This window comes from Promicromonospora sp. NFX87 (genome assembly GCF_048564965.1).
GTDB lineage: Bacteria > Actinomycetota > Actinomycetes > Actinomycetales > Cellulomonadaceae > Promicromonospora.
The window spans coordinates 5,711,707-5,727,146 of the sequence record NZ_CP183413.1 but is presented as its reverse complement, the minus strand read 5'-3'; the positions used below and the strand labels follow the sequence as shown (position 1 = coordinate 5,727,146).

Sequence of the window (15,440 nt, the reverse complement as noted above, 5' to 3'; positions counted from 1 at the left end):
CGGGGTCTCGACAGGCTCGACCAACGGTGGTCGAGCCTGTCGAGGCCGGCCGGCCCCGTTGGTCGAGCCTGTCGAGACCCCGCAACCACCGGCCGCGGAGCCCTCCGGCTTCGTCGCGATCGACCTCGGCGCGACCAGCGGCCGGGTGATGCTCGGCGTGGTGGACGGCCGGCGGGTCGAGCTCGTCGAGTGCGGGCGGTTCGCCAACGGACCCGTCTCCGACGAGCGCGACGCGCTCCGCTGGGACGTGCGGGCGTTATGGCGCGGGATCCTCGACGGCCTGCGGTCCGCGGGCGACGTCGCACGCGAACGGGGCGTCGAGATCCGTGGGATCGGCGTCGACTCGTGGGCCGTCGACTACGGGCTGCTCGACGGCGCCGGCGAGCTGGTGGCGGACCCGCACTGCTACCGGGACGCACGCACCGACGGGGTCGCCGACGAGGTCTACCGGCAGATCTCGTTCGCGGACCACTACGCGGTCAACGGGTTGCAGCATCTGCCGTTCACCACGGAGTTCCAGCTGGTCGCGGGGGTCTCGACAAGCTCGACCAGCGGTGGGCCGGGTGACTGGGCGCGGGCCGAGCAGCTTCTGCTGATTCCCGATCTGATCGCCTACTGGCTCACCGGGCGCCGGGTCGCGGAGGTGACCAACGTGTCGACCACCGGCCTGCTCGACGCCCGCTCGCGCGACTGGTCGGCCGAGCTCCTGGACCGGCTCGCCGCGGCGCGCCCCGGCCTCGCCGGACTCCGCGACCGGCTGCCGGAGCTCGTCGAGCCCGGCACCGCCGTCGGGCACCTGCTGCCCGAGGTGCGGGAGGCGACGGGGCTGAGCGAGGTGCCCGTGCTCGCGGTCGCCTCGCACGACACGGCCTCCGCCGTCGCGGCGGCTCCGCTCGGGGCCTCGGCGGCGTACATCTCGTCGGGGACGTGGTCGCTCGTCGGGCTGGAGCTGCCGGCTCCCGTGCTCACCGAGGCGAGCCGCGCCGCGAACTTCACCAACGAGCTCGGGCTCGACGGCACGGTCCGCTACCTGCGCAACGTCATGGGGCTGTGGGTGCTCGACGAGTGCGTCCGGGACTGGTCGGCAGCGGACGGCGCGCCCGTCGACCTGGCGGGCCTGCTCGCCGCGGCCGGGGCCGAGCCCGGAGGGCGCTGCCTCGTCGACGTCGACGGTGACGAGTTCCTCGCGCCGGGCGACATGCCCCGCCGGGTGTCGGACGCGGTCGCCCGCCTGGGCGTCGAGCTGCCTGAAACGCGGCCCGCCCTCGTCCGCGTGATCCTCGACAGCCTCGCCGCCGCGTCCGCGCGGGCGATCTCCGAGGCATCTGCCCTGGCAGGCGTGGTCGTGGACGCGGTGCACGTGGTCGGCGGCGGGTCGCAGAACGAGCTGCTGTGCCGGCTCACGGCCGAGGCGGCGGGGCTGCCCGTGATCGCGGGACCGGTCGAGGCGACGGCGCTCGGCAACGTGCTCGTGCAGGCACGCGCGGCCGGCGTCGTCTCCGGCGATCTGACGGCCCTCCGCGACGTGGTACGCGCCAGCAGCCCCCTACGACGCTACGACCCGACGCCGGAAACCGAGCCGGCGAAGTAGAACGACAGCGAAGTAGAACGACAGCGAAGTAGAACGACAGTGCAGCCCTCGACCGTCCGGCGCGAGCGGGGCCTGTCCCGGCCTGTTGAGTGCTGGGTATTTGTGCGCCGCGACGCTCCTACGGCGCAGATACCCAGCACTCAACGGCCTACTCGCGGGGTGCGCTCGAGGCCCGCACGATCAGGCGCGGGCTCAGCTCGATCCGGTGCACCGGCCGGTCCGCCCCGGTCACCGCGTCGCCGCCGTCGCTGCCCGGCGACGCCGCGGCATCCGCCCGGGCCGCGAGGCGCCGCAGCAGGAGCTCCAGCGCGCCGGCGCCGATCGCCGCCTTGGGCGGCCGCACCGCGGTGAGCGGCGGATCGGCCAGGCCGGCGACCTCGTCGTCGTACGCGATCACCGCGAGGTCCGCGGGCACCCGCACGCCGCGCTCCTGTGCCTGCTCGACCAGCGAGATCGCCTCCCGGTCGGAGTGCACGATGAGCGCCGTCGCCCCGGTCTCCGCGCACCTGTCCAGCACGGAGGCGGCCTCGTCGGCCCAGTCGGCGTCGAACATCGGCACGGTCTCCAGGTCGAGCACCACGTCGAGGCCTAGTTCCTCCGCCACCGCGAGAAAACCGCGCCGGACGGCGGCCGAGGTCGGGCTGGTCCGCGACGTCACCAGTCCCACCCGTCGGTGCCCGCTCTCCGCGATGTGCCGCGTCGCCACGCCGGAGCCGAGCGCGTGGTCGGTGGCCACCGACTCCAGCGGCTCGCGGTACGGGCCGGTCGCCAGCCGCCGTTCCATGAGCACCACCGGGACGTTCAGGCCGGCCAGCCACTCGCCGAGCTCGGCCGCCTCGGGACCGTCGACGGGCGGCGCCACGAGGAGGCCGTCCACGCCCGGTCCGCCGTCCTCCCCGACGAGCGCGGCCACCTGGCGCCGCACCTGGTCGACCTCGTAGGACGCGCCACGCAGGATCAGCCGCACCTCTCCGCGTGCGGCGTCCCGCGCGCCGCGGATCACCTCGGGCCAGTAGTACTCGATGGAGGGCACGACCATGCCGATGGTCAGCTGGTCGGCACGACCGCCGGATGCCGGATCGGGCTGGGGGATGCCCGTGCTGGCCCCCGTGCGAGCACCGAGGCCCGCGCTGCGGGCCGGGATCCGGGCGCCGCCGTGCACCTTCTCCAGCGTGCCGTCCGCGACGAGCAGGGCGAGGTCGCGTCGCACGGTCACGGGTGTCACGCCGAGCACGCGCGACAGGTCGCTCACGCGCGCCGAACCGGTCTCCCGCACTCGCGCGATGAGGCGCGCCCGACGCTCGCTGGGGAGCGGCGCTTCCTCAGTCATGCAACCTCCTGCGGTACGGACCCGGTGGGTCTCATGGTTACCTGGAACGTGCCGGACGGCGCCTCGGCACGCGCGGTCAGCCGCAACCGGGTCAGACGTTCGCCCCAGACGGCCGACAGCTCGACGTCATCCAGCTCGCGCACGTCCAGCTCGGCGTCGACGGCATCAGGATCCCAGGTCAGGGAGAGTACGCGTGCCGTCGACGGGCCGCCGTCCGGGGTGAACCGGACCTGTGCCCGGCCGGGCGTGAGCGTGACGTCCCCGGCCAGGAGCCAGTGCCAGGCCGTCGAGCCGGCGGCGGACGCCACGGGCACTTCATCCGAGAACGTCCAGGAGTCCTCGACGGTCACCGTCTCGGCGTCCGGGTCCAGGCTGACCGCACGCCACCAGTGCTCGAGCCCGTCCACCGGATAGGCCCCACCAAGATCCAGCCGGGCCTCCCAGACGCGGGACCCAACCGTTGGTCGAGCTTGTCGAGACCCCGCAAGCGACTCATCAGGTCTCGACAGGCTCGACCAACGGTGGCTCGGCGCCCCGCCGTCCGACACCTCGAAGCCGCGCGCGGCGAACTGCTTGCCCGGTGCCTGCTCCACCCCACGGATCCGGGGGACGTTGTGCCAGTCGCCCCGGACCGTCCACAGGTCGTACCGGTCTGGTCCGAAGGTGCCAGCGCGGTACGTGGGCTTGCCGGCGTCGATCACGACGGGTACGCCGTCGAGCGCCACGATGACCGAGCCCACGTCCACGTGGTTGTGGTTCTCGTCGTTGTGCCCGCCCTTGACCGAGACCGCGAGGCCCCGCGCGGACCCGGGCGCCGAGCGGGCAACGGCGATCCCCGTGGAGGGGAAGTGCGCCCGTCCGACCAGCGGCGGAGCGGCCGTCGGCGCCTCGGCCCACGCGGCGTCGGAGAGCATGCGGACCGCCCGGGGGAGGGAGGCGCGCTCGTCGAACAGGCCACCCGGCAGCCCGCGACGGGCGGCGGCGTGCCGGGCGGCGTCGTCGTCGCCCACGCGCAGCGCCCAGGCGTGCACGACGTTCCACGGCCAGGTCGCGAGCGGGCGCGCGACGCTGTCCGCCACGTTGACGTACCAGTCGCCGCCGAGATGCATGGAGTGCGGGAAGGCGAGGGTCGCGTGGATGCGGTCCAGCGCCGCCGGCTCCGGCTCGATCCCGGCGAACCGGAGCAGGTCCTGCGCCTCCAGCGCGCGGGCGGCGCCCTGCCACCAGTAGCTGTAGCCCTCGTCCACCCCGCCGTCGGCGGGTAGCGACGCCCAGTAGGCGGCGATCCCCTCCGCGACGAGCGCGGTGACGGCCCGGCGCCGGTCCGGGTCCTCCTCCAGCGCGAGGTTGGCGGCCAGCACGTTCCCCTGGATCCACGGGCTCCAGTTCATGATCGGGTGGTCGACGCCGAGCCACCACCAGTCGCGGCGCTCGGTGAAGGGCCGCAGCACCCGGGTCTGGGTCTCCTGCCGGATCCGCCACCGCACGCCGGGGGCACGCTCGTCGAGCACCGGGCCGAGCAGGTGGTCGATCCACGCGAGCTGTGCGGCGACCTCGCCCGCCCCGAGGTCGAGGTGCGGCTCAGTGACGGTCGGTGTGACCCGGCCGAACCGGGTGTTCGTGTCGTCGTGGGCGGCCCAGCACCAAGCCGACTGCTCGCACAGCAGCAGGACTCCGTCGACGACCTCGTCGACCCGGTCCGTGCGCGGGTCGAGCAGTGCCGCCAGCGTGGCGCGCGTGAGCCGGGCGTGCCGGGCGGCGACGTTCGCCTCGTAGACCGTGCGGTCGCCGTCGCGGAAGAACCGGGCGTACTGCGAGGCGAGGGTCTGCGGCCAGGGGGTGCCGCGCTCGGCGTCCGCCGTCGCCTCCGTGGGCGCGAGGGCCTCGACGACGCGGTCGGACGCCCAGAAGCTCCGGTCGGCGACGTCGGGAGCAGGCAGCGGCGCTGCTGTCATGTGCTGTCCTCCAGTGATCGAAAATGATCGTAGAGGATTTCTCTACGGAGGGCCAGGGGCTTGCCAAGGCGGCGTGGCGTGGGCTTCAATGGGCCACGTTCGATCGTAGTTGATCGGAACTGTTCGGCTGGATGATCAGGCGAACGCGAACTCGATGGGGAGGAGAGCGGTGGTGCGGCGACCTGAGGTCCTGCTCGTCATGGACGACCGAGCGCGGAAGATGCAGTTCGGTCCTGAGGAGGAAACCCGGCTGCGCGAGCTCGCGCGGCTCGGCGAGCCCGTACGCGTCACCGCCTACGACACGCCCGAGGCCAAGGAACGGCTGGCGGACGTCGAGGTGCTCCTCACCTCGTGGGGTGCTCCCCGGATCACCGCGGAGGTCCTCGACCTCGCGCCGAACCTGCGCGCGGTGCTGCACTGCGCCGGCACGGTCCGGCCGCTCGTGTCCGACGCCGTGTGGGAGCGCGGGCTCCTCGTCACCAACGCCGTCGCGGAGAACGCGCTGCCGGTCGCGGAGTTCACCGTGGCCGCGATCTTCATGGCGGGCAAGAAGGCGCCGTTCCTCGCGAACATCGCCCGCACCCGCCGCGACGACTGGTCCTACCTGGGCGAGCACGACGTCCTGTCCAACCGGGACCGCGTGGTCGGGATCGTCGGCTTCTCCCGGACCGGGCGCCAGGTGGTGGCGCGGCTGACCGTGCAGGGCTCCGGCCCCGAGACGCGCGAGATCCTCGTCGCGGACCCGTTCGCGGACGCCGCCGCCGTGGCCGAGGCAGGTGCGCGGCTGGTGCCGCTCGACGAGCTGCTGGCCGCGTCCGACATCGTCTCCCTGCACGTCCCCGAGCTGCCCTCGACACGCAAGCTGATCGGCGCGCGCGAGCTGGCGCTCATGCCGGATGGCGCCACCCTGATCAACACCGCGCGCGGCGCCGTCGTGGACACCGCCGCGCTGGAGGGCGAGTGCGCGACGGGGCGCATCTACGCGATGCTCGACGTCACGGAGCCGGAGCCGCTGCCCGCATCGTCGGTGCTGTACGACCTGCCCAACGTCATGATCACGCCGCACGTCGCCGGGTCGCTCGGGACGGAGACACGGCGGATGACCGCCGCCGCGCTCGACGAGCTCGAGCGGTATGCGCGGGGTGACTCCCCGCGGAGCGCCGTGACCCGCGCCGACATGGAGTTCGTCGCATGAGCCGCCACGTCCCCGTCCTGCAGACCGGACCTGAGGCCCGCGCGTGGCTCGCGGCCTACGCCGACCGGCTCCTGGCCGGGGTGCGCCCGTACGCCTCGCCGAGCGGGTCGCTCATCACGCTGCCCGGCAGGCCCGGCGGGTACGGCACCGCCGTCGACGGCCTCGAGGGCTTCGCGCGCACGTTCCTGCTGGCCGGCTTCCGGCTCGCGGGCGAGAACGGGGCTGACCCGACGGGCCTCGCCGAGCGGTACGCGGCAGGGCTGGCAGCGGGTACCGACCCCGCGCATCCCGAGCGCTGGACCCGGCCCGAGGAACACGGCCAGGCCAAGGTCGAGGCAGCCTCGCTCGCCCTGATCCTCGACCTGACGCGGCCCTGGATCTGGGACCGCCTGTCGCCCGACGTGCAGGAACGGACCGTCGAGTACCTCGCGTCCGTCGTCGGCGACCCCGACTACCCGGACAACAACTGGGTCTGGTTCCGGATCGTCGTCGAGACGTTCCTGCGGTCGGTCGGTGGCCCGTTCTCCGCCGCCGACATGGTGCACGACCTCGCGGCGCACGACCGGTTCCGCCGTCCCGGCGGCTGGTTCGCCGACGGCCCCGAGCGGAGCTACGACCACTACGCGGGCTGGGCCCTGCACCTGTATCCGGCCCTGTGGGAGCGGATGACGGGCGCCGCCGAGGTCGCGGCGGCCGCGGGCGACGACCTGACGACCCGGTCGGCAGCCGACCGCGAGCACCTGGCCCGCTACCTCGACGACGCGCTGGCCCTCGTCGGGTCGGACGGCGGACCGCTCATCCAGGGCCGCAGCCTCACCTACCGCTTCGCGGCCGCCGCGCCGTTCTGGGCCGGTGCCTTCGCCGGGGTCGGCCGCCCCGGGCAGATCAGGGAGGCGGCGACGCGGATCGTGCGGCACTTCGCCGAGCACGACGTGCCGGGACCGGACGGTCTGCTCACCCTCGGCTGGCACGGCCCCTGGCGCCCCATCGCGCAGCGGTACAGCGGCCCCGGGTCGCCCTACTGGGCGAGCAAGGGCCTGCTCGGCCTGGCGCTACCGGCGACCCACGAGGTGTGGACCGCCGCCCCCGAACCGCTCCCCGTGGATGCCGGCGACGTGCTCGCGATCGCCGCCGCGCCCGGCTGGGCGATCAGCGCCACGCGCGACGACGGCATCGTCCGCGTGATCAACCACGGCACCGACCACGCGGAACCGGGGGCCGACGTCGGCGACTCGCCCCTCTACGCGCGGCTCGGCTACTCGACGGCGACCTCGCCGCTGCTGGACGCCGAGGCGTGGGACTCGCCCCTGGACCAGTCGGTGGTGCTGCTCGACGCCGAAGGCCTGGCGACGCACCGCACGGGGTTCGAGGCCGGACCGGTGGCCGAGATCCGCGAAGTAGAGCGCCTGTCCGACCGGACCGACGAACCCCCGCATGGGGCGGACACGCGCTCTACTTCGCGGACCCCGAGCGCAGCCGTGCTGTCCTCGACGGCCGAGGCCCACTGGGTAGTGGCCGACCCGACCGTCCCCGACCACGGCTCCGGCCGGCCGGGCACCTCGACCCGTGCGGGCCGGATCACCACGGTGTCCCTCGTCCGCGGCGCCTGGGAGGTACGTCTGGTGCGCGTCTCGGCGCTCGCCCAGTCCGAGACGGCCGAGACCACCAAGGCCACCGCGCTGCGGATCGGCGGCTGGGCCGCCGGCCCGGGACTCGTCTCCACGGTGGTCCCCCTGCTGGGCGACGTCGCACCGGTGTGCGGCGAGACGACCTCCGACGACGCCACCCCGCTGGCCGGCCCGACGGTGACCCGCTGGTCGCGGTACGCGCCGGTCCCGGACGGGTGGGTAGCCGTCGGCATCTACCTGGCGCGCACGCCCGCCACCCCACCCCAGGACGTCCCTGCTTCGCTGCGGGACGTCCCGGGGACCCCGGGGATCGGGCAGCCGCGCCTCGAGCTCACCGCCGGACAGGCCGCCGTGACCTGGCCGGACGGGGAACAGACCACGGCAACCCTGCCCTGAACACACACGCCGCTCCCGACAACCGCCAGCAAGGCGTCGTGGGAGCGGGATTACTCGAAGGAGAGTAGGAATGAACCGCAAGCTCATGAGCGCGGTCGGCGTTGCAGCCGTCGCGTCGCTGGCCCTCACCGGGTGCGGCGCCGAGTCCGAGCCCGAGGCCCCCGAAGGCCCTGTCACCATCACCCTGGCCGGCTGGGACTTCGCGTCCACGCCGGAGTTCCAGACGCTCGCGGACGCCTATCACGAGGCGAACCCGGACGTCACCGTGGAGCTCAAGGAGTACCCCGCGGGCGACGACTACGACACGGCGCTCACCGCCGACCTGTCGGCCGGTGCCGCACCGGACGTCTTCATCGTGAAGAACTTGAAGAACTACGTGACGTTTCAGGAGGGTGGCACGCTCCTCGACATCTCGGACGTGGCCGCAGAGCTCGACCCGGCAACGGGTGGCCTCGAGCCGATGGCCGTCGACGGCGCCACCTACGCGGTGCCCTACCGCCAGGACACGTGGCTGCTCTACTACAACAAGGCCATGTTCGAGCAGGCCGGCGTCGACCTGCCCGACGGCTCGTGGACCTGGGACGACTACGCCGACGCCGCGGAGAAGCTGACCAAGGGCATCGACGAGAAGTCGGTCACGGGCACCTACCTGCACAGCTGGCAGTCCACCGTGCAGGGCTTCGCGCTCGCGCAGACCGAGGGCGCCTCCATCGACGGCGGCGACTTCTCGTACCTCGCGCCGTACTACGAGCGTGAGCTCGCCATGCAGGACGCCGGTTCGCAGCCGTCCTACGCCACGGTCACCACGAACGAGCTGACCTACCAGGCGCAGTTCGGCACCCAGAAGGCAGCGATGATGCCGATGGGCTCGTGGTACATCGGCACGCTCGTGGCCGAGCAGGCCTCGGGTGCGGCCGACACGTTCGAGTGGGGCATCGCGCCCATCCCGCAGCTCGACGAGTCGACGACCGGCACGGAGAACACGCCGGTCAGCTTCGGTGACCCGACGACGATGGGCATCAACGCCGGGATCGACGAGTCGAAGATCGCCACCGCGAAGGACTTCCTGAAGTTCGCCGCGGGCCCCGAGGGCGCCGCCGCGCTCGCCGAGATCGGCATCACGCCGGCTCTGATCGACGACACGGTCGCGGACGCGATCTTCTCGCTGGAGGGCGTGCCCCAGGACGAGCTGTCCCGCTTCTCCTACACCACGCACGAGACCCTGCCGGAGAACCCGGTGGGTCAGAACACGGCAGCCATCCAGACGATCCTGGGCGAGATGCACTCGGCGGTCATGTCCGAGTCCACACCCGTGGACGAGGCGATCACGGAAGCCGAGGAGCGCGTGGCCAACGAGGTCGGCTGACCCCTGCTCGGTCGTGGGCGCGATCGTCGTGCCTCGGACGCACGGTCGCGACGGTCGCGCCCACGACCAGAAGCCGGCCCTCGCGCGGGCCCCCGGAACATCAGTACATCAGAGGAGATATTCCCCATGACGACACCGGTCGTCGGCAACCAGCGGACCCTCGGGTTCTCGCAGCCGGAGCCTCCGCGGCAGCTCAGAGCGCCGCGTACGTCGCTGAAGGTGCGCAACGCGCTGATCGGCTGGACGTTCATCCTGCCGAACTTCCTCGGCTTCGCGGTGCTCACCCTGACGCCGGTGTTCACGCTGTTCTACATGTCCCTGACGGACTGGAACATCTTCGGGACCGCCGAGTGGGTCGGACTCGACAACTTCACGCGGCTCGTAGGGGACAAGAGCTTCCACACCGCGCTCGGCAACACGCTCTACTACGCGGCGCTGCACATCCCGATCACCATCGTCGTGTCGCTCGCCCTCGCGCTGCTGCTCAACCAGAAGCTGCGCGGCGCCGCGTTCTTCCGCACGGTGGCCTTCTTCCCCTACATCACCTCGATCGTCGCGGTCGCCGTGGTGTGGAACATGCTGTTCAGCCCGGAGTTCGGCCCGATCAACCAGTTCCTCGGCCTGTTCGTCGGCGGCGACCTCCCCGGCTGGACGGTCTCCAAGGACTGGGCGATGCCCGCCGTCATCATCGTGGGCACCTGGAAGGACATGGGCTACTACATGCTCCTGTTCCTGGCCGGCCTGCAGACCGTGCCGACCGAGCTGCACGAGGCCGCCCGGATCGACGGCGCCGGCGCCTGGCAGCGGTTCTGGAACGTGACGCTGCCCTGCCTGCGGCCCACGATGTTCTTCGTGACCGTCATGGTCACCATCCAGAGCCTGAAGGTGTTCGACCTGATCCTCGTCATGACCGATGGCGGTCCGGGGCAGGCGACCCTCGTGCTCAGCCAGTACATCTACCAAAAGGGCTTCGAGCAGTTCCAGTTCGGGTACGCCTCGGCCATCGCCGTCGTCCTGTTCCTCATCTGCATCCTCGTGACCGTGGTGCAGTTCCTCTACAACAAGCGGAGGGATGCCTGATGGCCGCCCGTACGTCCCCGTCCCGGCGGGTCGGCCGCGTCCTGCTCTACGTCGTGATGATCGTCGCCGCTGCGGGGATCATGCTGCCGTTCGCCTGGATGGTCATCTCGTCGCTGAAGCTGAACAACCAGGTGTTCACGGCACCGGTGCAGTGGATCCCCGACCCGGTCCAGTGGAGCAACTACGTCGACATCTGGGTCAAGGCCGACATGGTCACGTGGGTACGCAACACCCTCGTCGTGTCCGTCGCCGTGACGTTCCTGCAGGTGCTGACCGGAAGCTTCGCCGCCTACGGCTTCGCCAAGATGCGCTTCCCCGGCCGGGACGTGCTGTTCCTGCTGTACATCGGGACGATCGCGGTGCCGTGGCAGTCCTACATGATCCCGCAGTTCCAGATGCTCTCGGGCTGGGGGCTCAACAACACCCTGTGGGCGATCATGCTGCTGCAGGCGTTCGGCGCCTTCGGCGTGTTCCTCATGAAGCAGTACTACGAGTCCATCCCCGACTCCCTGTCGGAAGCCGCCCGGATCGACGGCCTCTCCGAGTACGGGATCTGGTGGCGCATCATCATCCCGCTCTCCGTGCCGGCGCTGGCGTCGCTGACGATCATCACCTTCGTCCAGACCTGGAACGACTACCTCGGTCCGCTCATCTACCTGCGCGAGCGCCCCCTGTGGACCATCCAGCTCGGCCTGCAGTCGTTCATCGGGGAGTACAACGCCGAGCACGCGCTGATCATGACGGGCTCCGTGCTGTCGGTGCTGCCGATCGCGCTGATCTTCCTCCTCGGCCAGCGCTACTTCATCCAGGGCATCGCGACGACGGGCGTGAAGGGGTGACCACGATGGACGCCGGGGTAGGTACCGCCGCAGCGCCGCGGCGCCGGCCGCTGATCGGGCCCGAGACGTACGAGATGGTGTTCGGCACCGTCTACACGGGGCTGATGACGAACCTGCTCCTGGCAGTCGCGTGCCTGCCCCTCGTGGTGCTGGTCGCGGCGACCGACCCCGCCGCGACCTGGCCGTACGTCGCCCTGGCGGCGCCGCTGCTCGGCCCGGCGCTCGCCGCGGCCTTCGCGGTGTTCGGCGCCTTCAGCTCCGACGGTTCGACGGCGGTGGTGCGCACGTTCGCGCGCGCCTGGCGCCGGCACCTGCGCCGTGCCCTCGCGATCGGGGCGCTCGCCACGGGCGCCGTCGTCGTGGCCGCCGTCGACGTGGCCTTCTTCTGGGGCCGCACCCTTGGAGCACTGGTGATCCCGGTGCTGGTGACTCTCGCTGTCGGGGCGGTGCTGACCGCCGTTCTCGCCCTGGCCGCCGTGCCCGACCTGCCCGGCGCGCGCCTGCGCGACGTGCTCCTCGCGGCCCTCGTGCTCGGCAGCCGGCGCTGGTACCTCTCGGCGGTCGTCCTGCTCGTGCTGGGACTGCTGGTGTCCGTCCTGGCGGTGCGCCCGGTCGTGGGCCTGGGCTTCGCCGCGGCCCCTCTCCTGTACGCGGCATGGGGCATCTGCCGCTTCACCCTCCGCGCCGCGTCGCCGAAGTAGAGCGCCTGTCCGGACACGCGCTCTACTTCGGTGCTCCTGAGAGGCCGAGATAGAGCGTGCGTCCGGACAGGCGCTCTACTTCGGCGACCGTCGGTCAGAGGTGCGGGGCCACGTGCTTCTCGTAGCGGGTCAGCACCGTCGCCGCCGTCTGCCAGCTCGGGCGGGACCAGATCTCCTCGTTGAAGATCTCGGTCTCGATGTCGCCGACGTAGCCGGCGTCGCGCACCCAGCCCGTGATCGTCGCGAAGTCGATGTACCCGTCGCCGACGTGCCCGCGCGAGTTCAGCGGCTCCGCCGCGAACGGCAGCACCCAGTCGCACACCTGGTACGACGCGATGCGGTCCTCCCGCCCCGCCCGGGCGATCGACTTCCGCAGCGAGGGGTCCCACCACACGTGGTAGGTGTCGACCACCACGCCGACCTCGGACGCCGCGAACGGCGCCGCCAGGTCCAGCGCCTGCGCGAGCGTGGAGATCACCGCCCGGTCGGCCGCGAAGATCGGGTGCAGCGGCTCGAGCACGATCCGCACGCCGTGCTCGGCCGCGAACGGCACCAGGTCGGCGATCCGGTCGGCGACACGGCCGCGCGTGGCGACCAGGTCGCGATCCACGCCGGACGTCGGGGCACCTCCCGGCGTCGACCCGACGAGCCCGCCGACGACGAACACCAGCTCCGAGGTGCCGATCGTCGCGGCCTCCTCGATCGCCAGCTTGTTGTCGTCGAGCGCGGCGCGGATCCCGGCGTCGTCGGCGGCGGTGAGGAACCCGCCGCGGCACAGGGACGACGCACGCAGCCCGGCGTCGGCGATGATGCGGGCCGCCTGCGGCGCCCCGACGTCCTGCACCAGATCGCGCCACGGCCCGACCGCACCGAAGCCCGCGGTGGCCGCCGCCTCGCACGCCTCGGCGAGCGAGGCATGCTTGACGGTCGCGGTGTTCAGCGAGGCCCGCCCCGACCTGTCAGACGTGGGTGTCACTCGGGTGACCTGGGGTTCTGACATGTTCATGCGGTTACCCCGTACGTTGTCAGGAGGGCCCGGAGACGGGTGGCGGCCAGGGGCGGGTCGAGCAGCATGCCGCAGCCGTCGGCCAGGCGGGCCAGCTCGACGAGATGGCGCAGCGACCGGCCGGAGTGCAGCCCGCCCACCAGGGAGAACCCGGGCTGGAACCCGTTGAGCCAGGACAGGAACGCGATCCCGGTCTTGTAGTAGTACGTGGGCGCGGCGAAGATGTGCCGGCCCAGCGCCTCGGTCGAGGCCAGGATCTTGTGCCCGCCCTCGGCGTCGCCGGCGTCGAACGCCTGCAGGGCTGTCGAGGCCGCGGGGTAGATCGCGGCGAAGATGCCGAGCAGCGCGTCCGAGTGGCCCTGCTCGTCGCCGGCGATGAGCTCGGGGTAGTTGAAGTCGTCACCGGTGTAGAGCCGGACGTTCGAGGCGCCCGCCGACAGCTCGGCCAGCGAACGGCGCAGCCCCACCTCGTGGGTCGCGTCGAGCAGGGACACCTTGACGCCGTCGATCCGCGGCTGGTGCGCCCGGATCAGGTCGAGGAACGTCGCGGTGGCGTCGTCCACGGAGTCCGAGCCCCAGTAGCCGGCCAGCGCCGGGTCGAACATGGTGCCCAGCCAGTGCAGGATCACCGGCTGCTCGGCGTCGGCGAGGACCGCGTCGTACACGAGGGCGTAGTCCTCGGGCCCGCGGGCGACCTTCGCCAGCGCACGCGAGGCCATGACGATGACCTGAGCTCCGGCGTCCTGCACCAGGTGGAGCTGCTCGCGGTACGCGTCGGCCACCGTGGCGAGCCCAGCTGCGCCAGGCACCAGCCCGGCGACGACGTCGGGCGTGAGCTGGTCGGTGCCCGCACCGCAGGCGACACGTGCGCCCACGGAGGCGGCCTCGGCCGCCGACCGCCGCACGAGCTCCTGCGTCGCCGCCCAGTCCAGCCCCATGCCGCGCTGCGCGGTGTCCATCGCGTCGGCGACGCCGAGACCGTGCTCCCAGATGCGGTGCCGGTAGGCGAGCGTGGAGTCCCAGTCGACGACGGCGGGCGCACCCGGGACGTTCTCCGCCCCGACCTGCGGCACCACGTGGGCCGCCGCGAAGGCGATGCGGGACTCGATGGGTCGTGACGGCTTCGTCCAGGGGCCGGGGGCGCTCAGCTCGACGGTCTCCGAGCCGGTGACCCGGCCCTCGCCGTCGAACACGGGGAGCGCGACTGCCGCCCCGCTCACAGGGTGATCTCCGGGATGTCGAGCCGGCGGCCCTCCGCGGAGGACCGCAGCCCGAGCTCGGCGAGCTGCACGCCGCGGGCCGCCGACAGCAGGTCGTAGCGGTGCGGGCGCCCGGCGACGACGTCGCGCAGGAACTCCTCCCACTGCAGCTTGAAGCCGTTGTCGAGGTCGGCGTTCGCGGGGACGTCGAGCCACTGGTCGCGGAAGGGCTCGGTGACCGGCAGGTCTGGGTTCCACACGGGCTTGGGCGTGTGCGAGCGGTGCTGGGCGCGGCACTCGCGCAGGCCGGCGACGGCGGAGCCGTGCGTGCCGTCCACCTGGAACTCGACGAGCTCGTCGCGGAACACGCGCACGGCCCAGGACGAGTTGATCTGCGCGACGACGTCGTCCCCGTCCGGGGTGGTGACGTCGAAGATGCCGTACGCGGCGTCGTCGGCGGTGGCGGCGTACTCCTTGCCGGACTCGTCCCAGCGGGTCGGGATGTGCGTGACCGTCTTGGCCGTCACCGTCTTGACCTGCCCGAGGATGCCCTCCAGCACGTAGTTCCAGTGGCAGAACATGTCGGTGGTCATGCCACCGCCGTCCTCCTTGCGGTAGTTCCAGGACGGCCGCTGGGCGGCCTGCGAGTCGCCCTCGAACACCCAGTAGCCGAACTCGCCGCGCAGCGAGAGGATGCGGCCGAAGAAGCCCTCGTCCACGAGGCGGCGCAGCTTCACGAGGCCCGGCAGGTACAGCTTGTCGTGCACGACGCCGACGGTCACGCCGGTCTCCGCCTGGAGCCGCGCGAGCTCGATCGCCTCGGCGAGGGTCTCCGCCGTCGGCTTCTCGGTGTAGACGTGCTTGCCCTGCCGCATCGCCTTCGACAGCGTCGCGGGACGCAGGTTCGTCATGGCGGCGTCGAACACGATGTCGGCGTCACCGATCGCCGTGTCCAGGTCGGTGGTCCAGTGCTCCACGTCGTGCAGCGTGGCGAGCTCCTTGAGCTTGTCCGCGTTGCGGCCCACCAGCACGGGCTCGACCTGGACCCGGGAACCGTCGGGGAGCGTGACGCCACCCTGGTCGCGGATCGGCAGTATCGAGCGCACGAGGTGCTGGCGGTAGCCCATGCGGCCGGTGACGCCGTTCATGGCGAT

Annotated in this window: 12 protein-coding genes; 7 read left to right on the top strand and 5 right to left on the bottom strand. The window is 72.1% G+C overall.

Features of this window, described 5'->3' with window-relative positions:
- Positions 1-58: 58 nt before the first annotated feature.
- Positions 59-1,591 (top strand): rhamnulokinase, encoded by a 1,533-nt coding sequence (locus tag ACNYC2_RS25665; RefSeq protein WP_419704460.1) that lies wholly within the window; start codon positions 59-61, stop codon positions 1,589-1,591.
- A 148-nt stretch (positions 1,592-1,739) separates the two neighbouring features.
- Here ACNYC2_RS25665 and ACNYC2_RS25660 read toward each other — a convergent pair whose 3' ends face one another.
- Positions 1,740-2,921: a substrate-binding domain-containing protein gene (locus ACNYC2_RS25660; RefSeq protein WP_419704459.1), complete on the bottom strand. Its 1,182-nt coding sequence runs from the start codon at positions 2,919-2,921 to the stop codon at positions 1,740-1,742.
- Positions 2,918-4,876, bottom strand: a complete 1,959-nt coding sequence (locus ACNYC2_RS25655) for a heparinase II/III domain-containing protein (RefSeq protein WP_419704458.1) — start codon at positions 4,874-4,876, stop codon at positions 2,918-2,920. The genes ACNYC2_RS25660 and ACNYC2_RS25655 overlap by 4 nt, the downstream gene beginning before the upstream one ends.
- Positions 4,877-5,048: 172 nt before the next feature.
- On the opposite strand from ACNYC2_RS25655, the gene ACNYC2_RS25650 reads away from it, so the two are divergent.
- The 6 genes from ACNYC2_RS25650 (at position 5,049) to ACNYC2_RS25625 (ending at position 12,081) form a co-directional block, all read left to right on the top strand.
- Positions 5,049-6,071: a hydroxyacid dehydrogenase gene (locus ACNYC2_RS25650; RefSeq protein ID WP_419704457.1), complete on the top strand. Its 1,023-nt coding sequence runs from the start codon at positions 5,049-5,051 to the stop codon at positions 6,069-6,071.
- Positions 6,068-8,095, top strand: coding sequence for a DUF2264 domain-containing protein (locus ACNYC2_RS25645; RefSeq protein WP_419704456.1), 2,028 nt, complete (start codon positions 6,068-6,070; stop codon positions 8,093-8,095). The genes ACNYC2_RS25650 and ACNYC2_RS25645 overlap by 4 nt, the downstream gene beginning before the upstream one ends.
- 70 nt (positions 8,096-8,165) lie before the next feature.
- Positions 8,166-9,461, top strand: a complete 1,296-nt coding sequence (locus ACNYC2_RS25640; protein WP_419704455.1) for an ABC transporter substrate-binding protein — start codon at positions 8,166-8,168, stop codon at positions 9,459-9,461.
- A 126-nt stretch (positions 9,462-9,587) separates the two neighbouring features.
- Positions 9,588-10,541 carry a carbohydrate ABC transporter permease gene (locus ACNYC2_RS25635; RefSeq protein WP_419704454.1) on the top strand — a complete coding sequence of 318 codons (954 nt, stop codon included), beginning with the start codon at positions 9,588-9,590 and terminating at the stop codon, positions 10,539-10,541.
- A complete protein-coding gene (locus ACNYC2_RS25630) occupies positions 10,541-11,380 on the top strand; it encodes a carbohydrate ABC transporter permease (protein WP_419704453.1) in 840 nt (279 codons plus the stop codon). Before ACNYC2_RS25635 ends, ACNYC2_RS25630 begins: the two co-directional genes overlap by 1 nt.
- A 5-nt stretch (positions 11,381-11,385) precedes the next feature.
- A complete protein-coding gene (locus ACNYC2_RS25625; RefSeq protein WP_419704452.1) occupies positions 11,386-12,081 on the top strand; it encodes a DUF624 domain-containing protein in 696 nt (231 codons plus the stop codon).
- A gap of 94 nt (positions 12,082-12,175) precedes the next feature.
- On the opposite strand, the gene ACNYC2_RS25620 is transcribed toward ACNYC2_RS25625, so the two are convergent.
- Genes ACNYC2_RS25620 through ACNYC2_RS25610 form a run of 3 tightly spaced genes read right to left on the bottom strand, consistent with a single transcriptional unit; the run spans position 12,176 to position 15,434 of the window.
- Positions 12,176-13,081 (bottom strand): sugar phosphate isomerase/epimerase family protein, encoded by a 906-nt coding sequence (locus ACNYC2_RS25620; RefSeq protein WP_419707906.1) that lies wholly within the window; start codon positions 13,079-13,081, stop codon positions 12,176-12,178.
- Between the two features lie 2 nt (positions 13,082-13,083).
- On the bottom strand, positions 13,084-14,307 hold the full coding sequence (locus ACNYC2_RS25615; RefSeq protein WP_419704451.1) for a dihydrodipicolinate synthase family protein: 1,224 nt from the start codon (positions 14,305-14,307) through the stop codon (positions 13,084-13,086).
- Positions 14,304-15,434 carry a Gfo/Idh/MocA family protein gene (locus ACNYC2_RS25610; protein WP_419707905.1) on the bottom strand — a complete coding sequence of 377 codons (1,131 nt, stop codon included), beginning with the start codon at positions 15,432-15,434 and terminating at the stop codon, positions 14,304-14,306. Before ACNYC2_RS25610 ends, ACNYC2_RS25615 begins: the two co-directional genes overlap by 4 nt.
- Positions 15,435-15,440: the final 6 nt, after the last annotated feature.

What these genes read in the sequence shown, in the direction of transcription:
- ACNYC2_RS25660 (WP_419704459.1), bottom strand. Translation starts at nt 2,921, where the DNA reads ATGACTGAGGAAGCGCCGCTCCCCAGCGAGCGTCGGGCGCGCCTCATC.
- ACNYC2_RS25655 (WP_419704458.1), bottom strand. Translation starts at nt 4,876, where the DNA reads ATGACAGCAGCGCCGCTGCCTGCTCCCGACGTCGCCGACCGGAGCTTC.
- ACNYC2_RS25645 (WP_419704456.1), top strand. Translation starts at nt 6,068, where the DNA reads ATGAGCCGCCACGTCCCCGTCCTGCAGACCGGACCTGAGGCCCGCGCG.
- ACNYC2_RS25640 (WP_419704455.1), top strand. Translation starts at nt 8,166, where the DNA reads ATGAACCGCAAGCTCATGAGCGCGGTCGGCGTTGCAGCCGTCGCGTCG.
- ACNYC2_RS25635 (WP_419704454.1), top strand. Translation starts at nt 9,588, where the DNA reads ATGACGACACCGGTCGTCGGCAACCAGCGGACCCTCGGGTTCTCGCAG.
- ACNYC2_RS25630 (WP_419704453.1), top strand. Translation starts at nt 10,541, where the DNA reads ATGGCCGCCCGTACGTCCCCGTCCCGGCGGGTCGGCCGCGTCCTGCTC.
- ACNYC2_RS25625 (WP_419704452.1), top strand. Translation starts at nt 11,386, where the DNA reads ATGGACGCCGGGGTAGGTACCGCCGCAGCGCCGCGGCGCCGGCCGCTG.
- ACNYC2_RS25620 (WP_419707906.1), bottom strand. Translation starts at nt 13,081, where the DNA reads ATGTCAGAACCCCAGGTCACCCGAGTGACACCCACGTCTGACAGGTCG.
- ACNYC2_RS25610 (WP_419707905.1), bottom strand. Translation starts at nt 15,434, where the DNA reads ATGAACGGCGTCACCGGCCGCATGGGCTACCGCCAGCACCTCGTGCGC.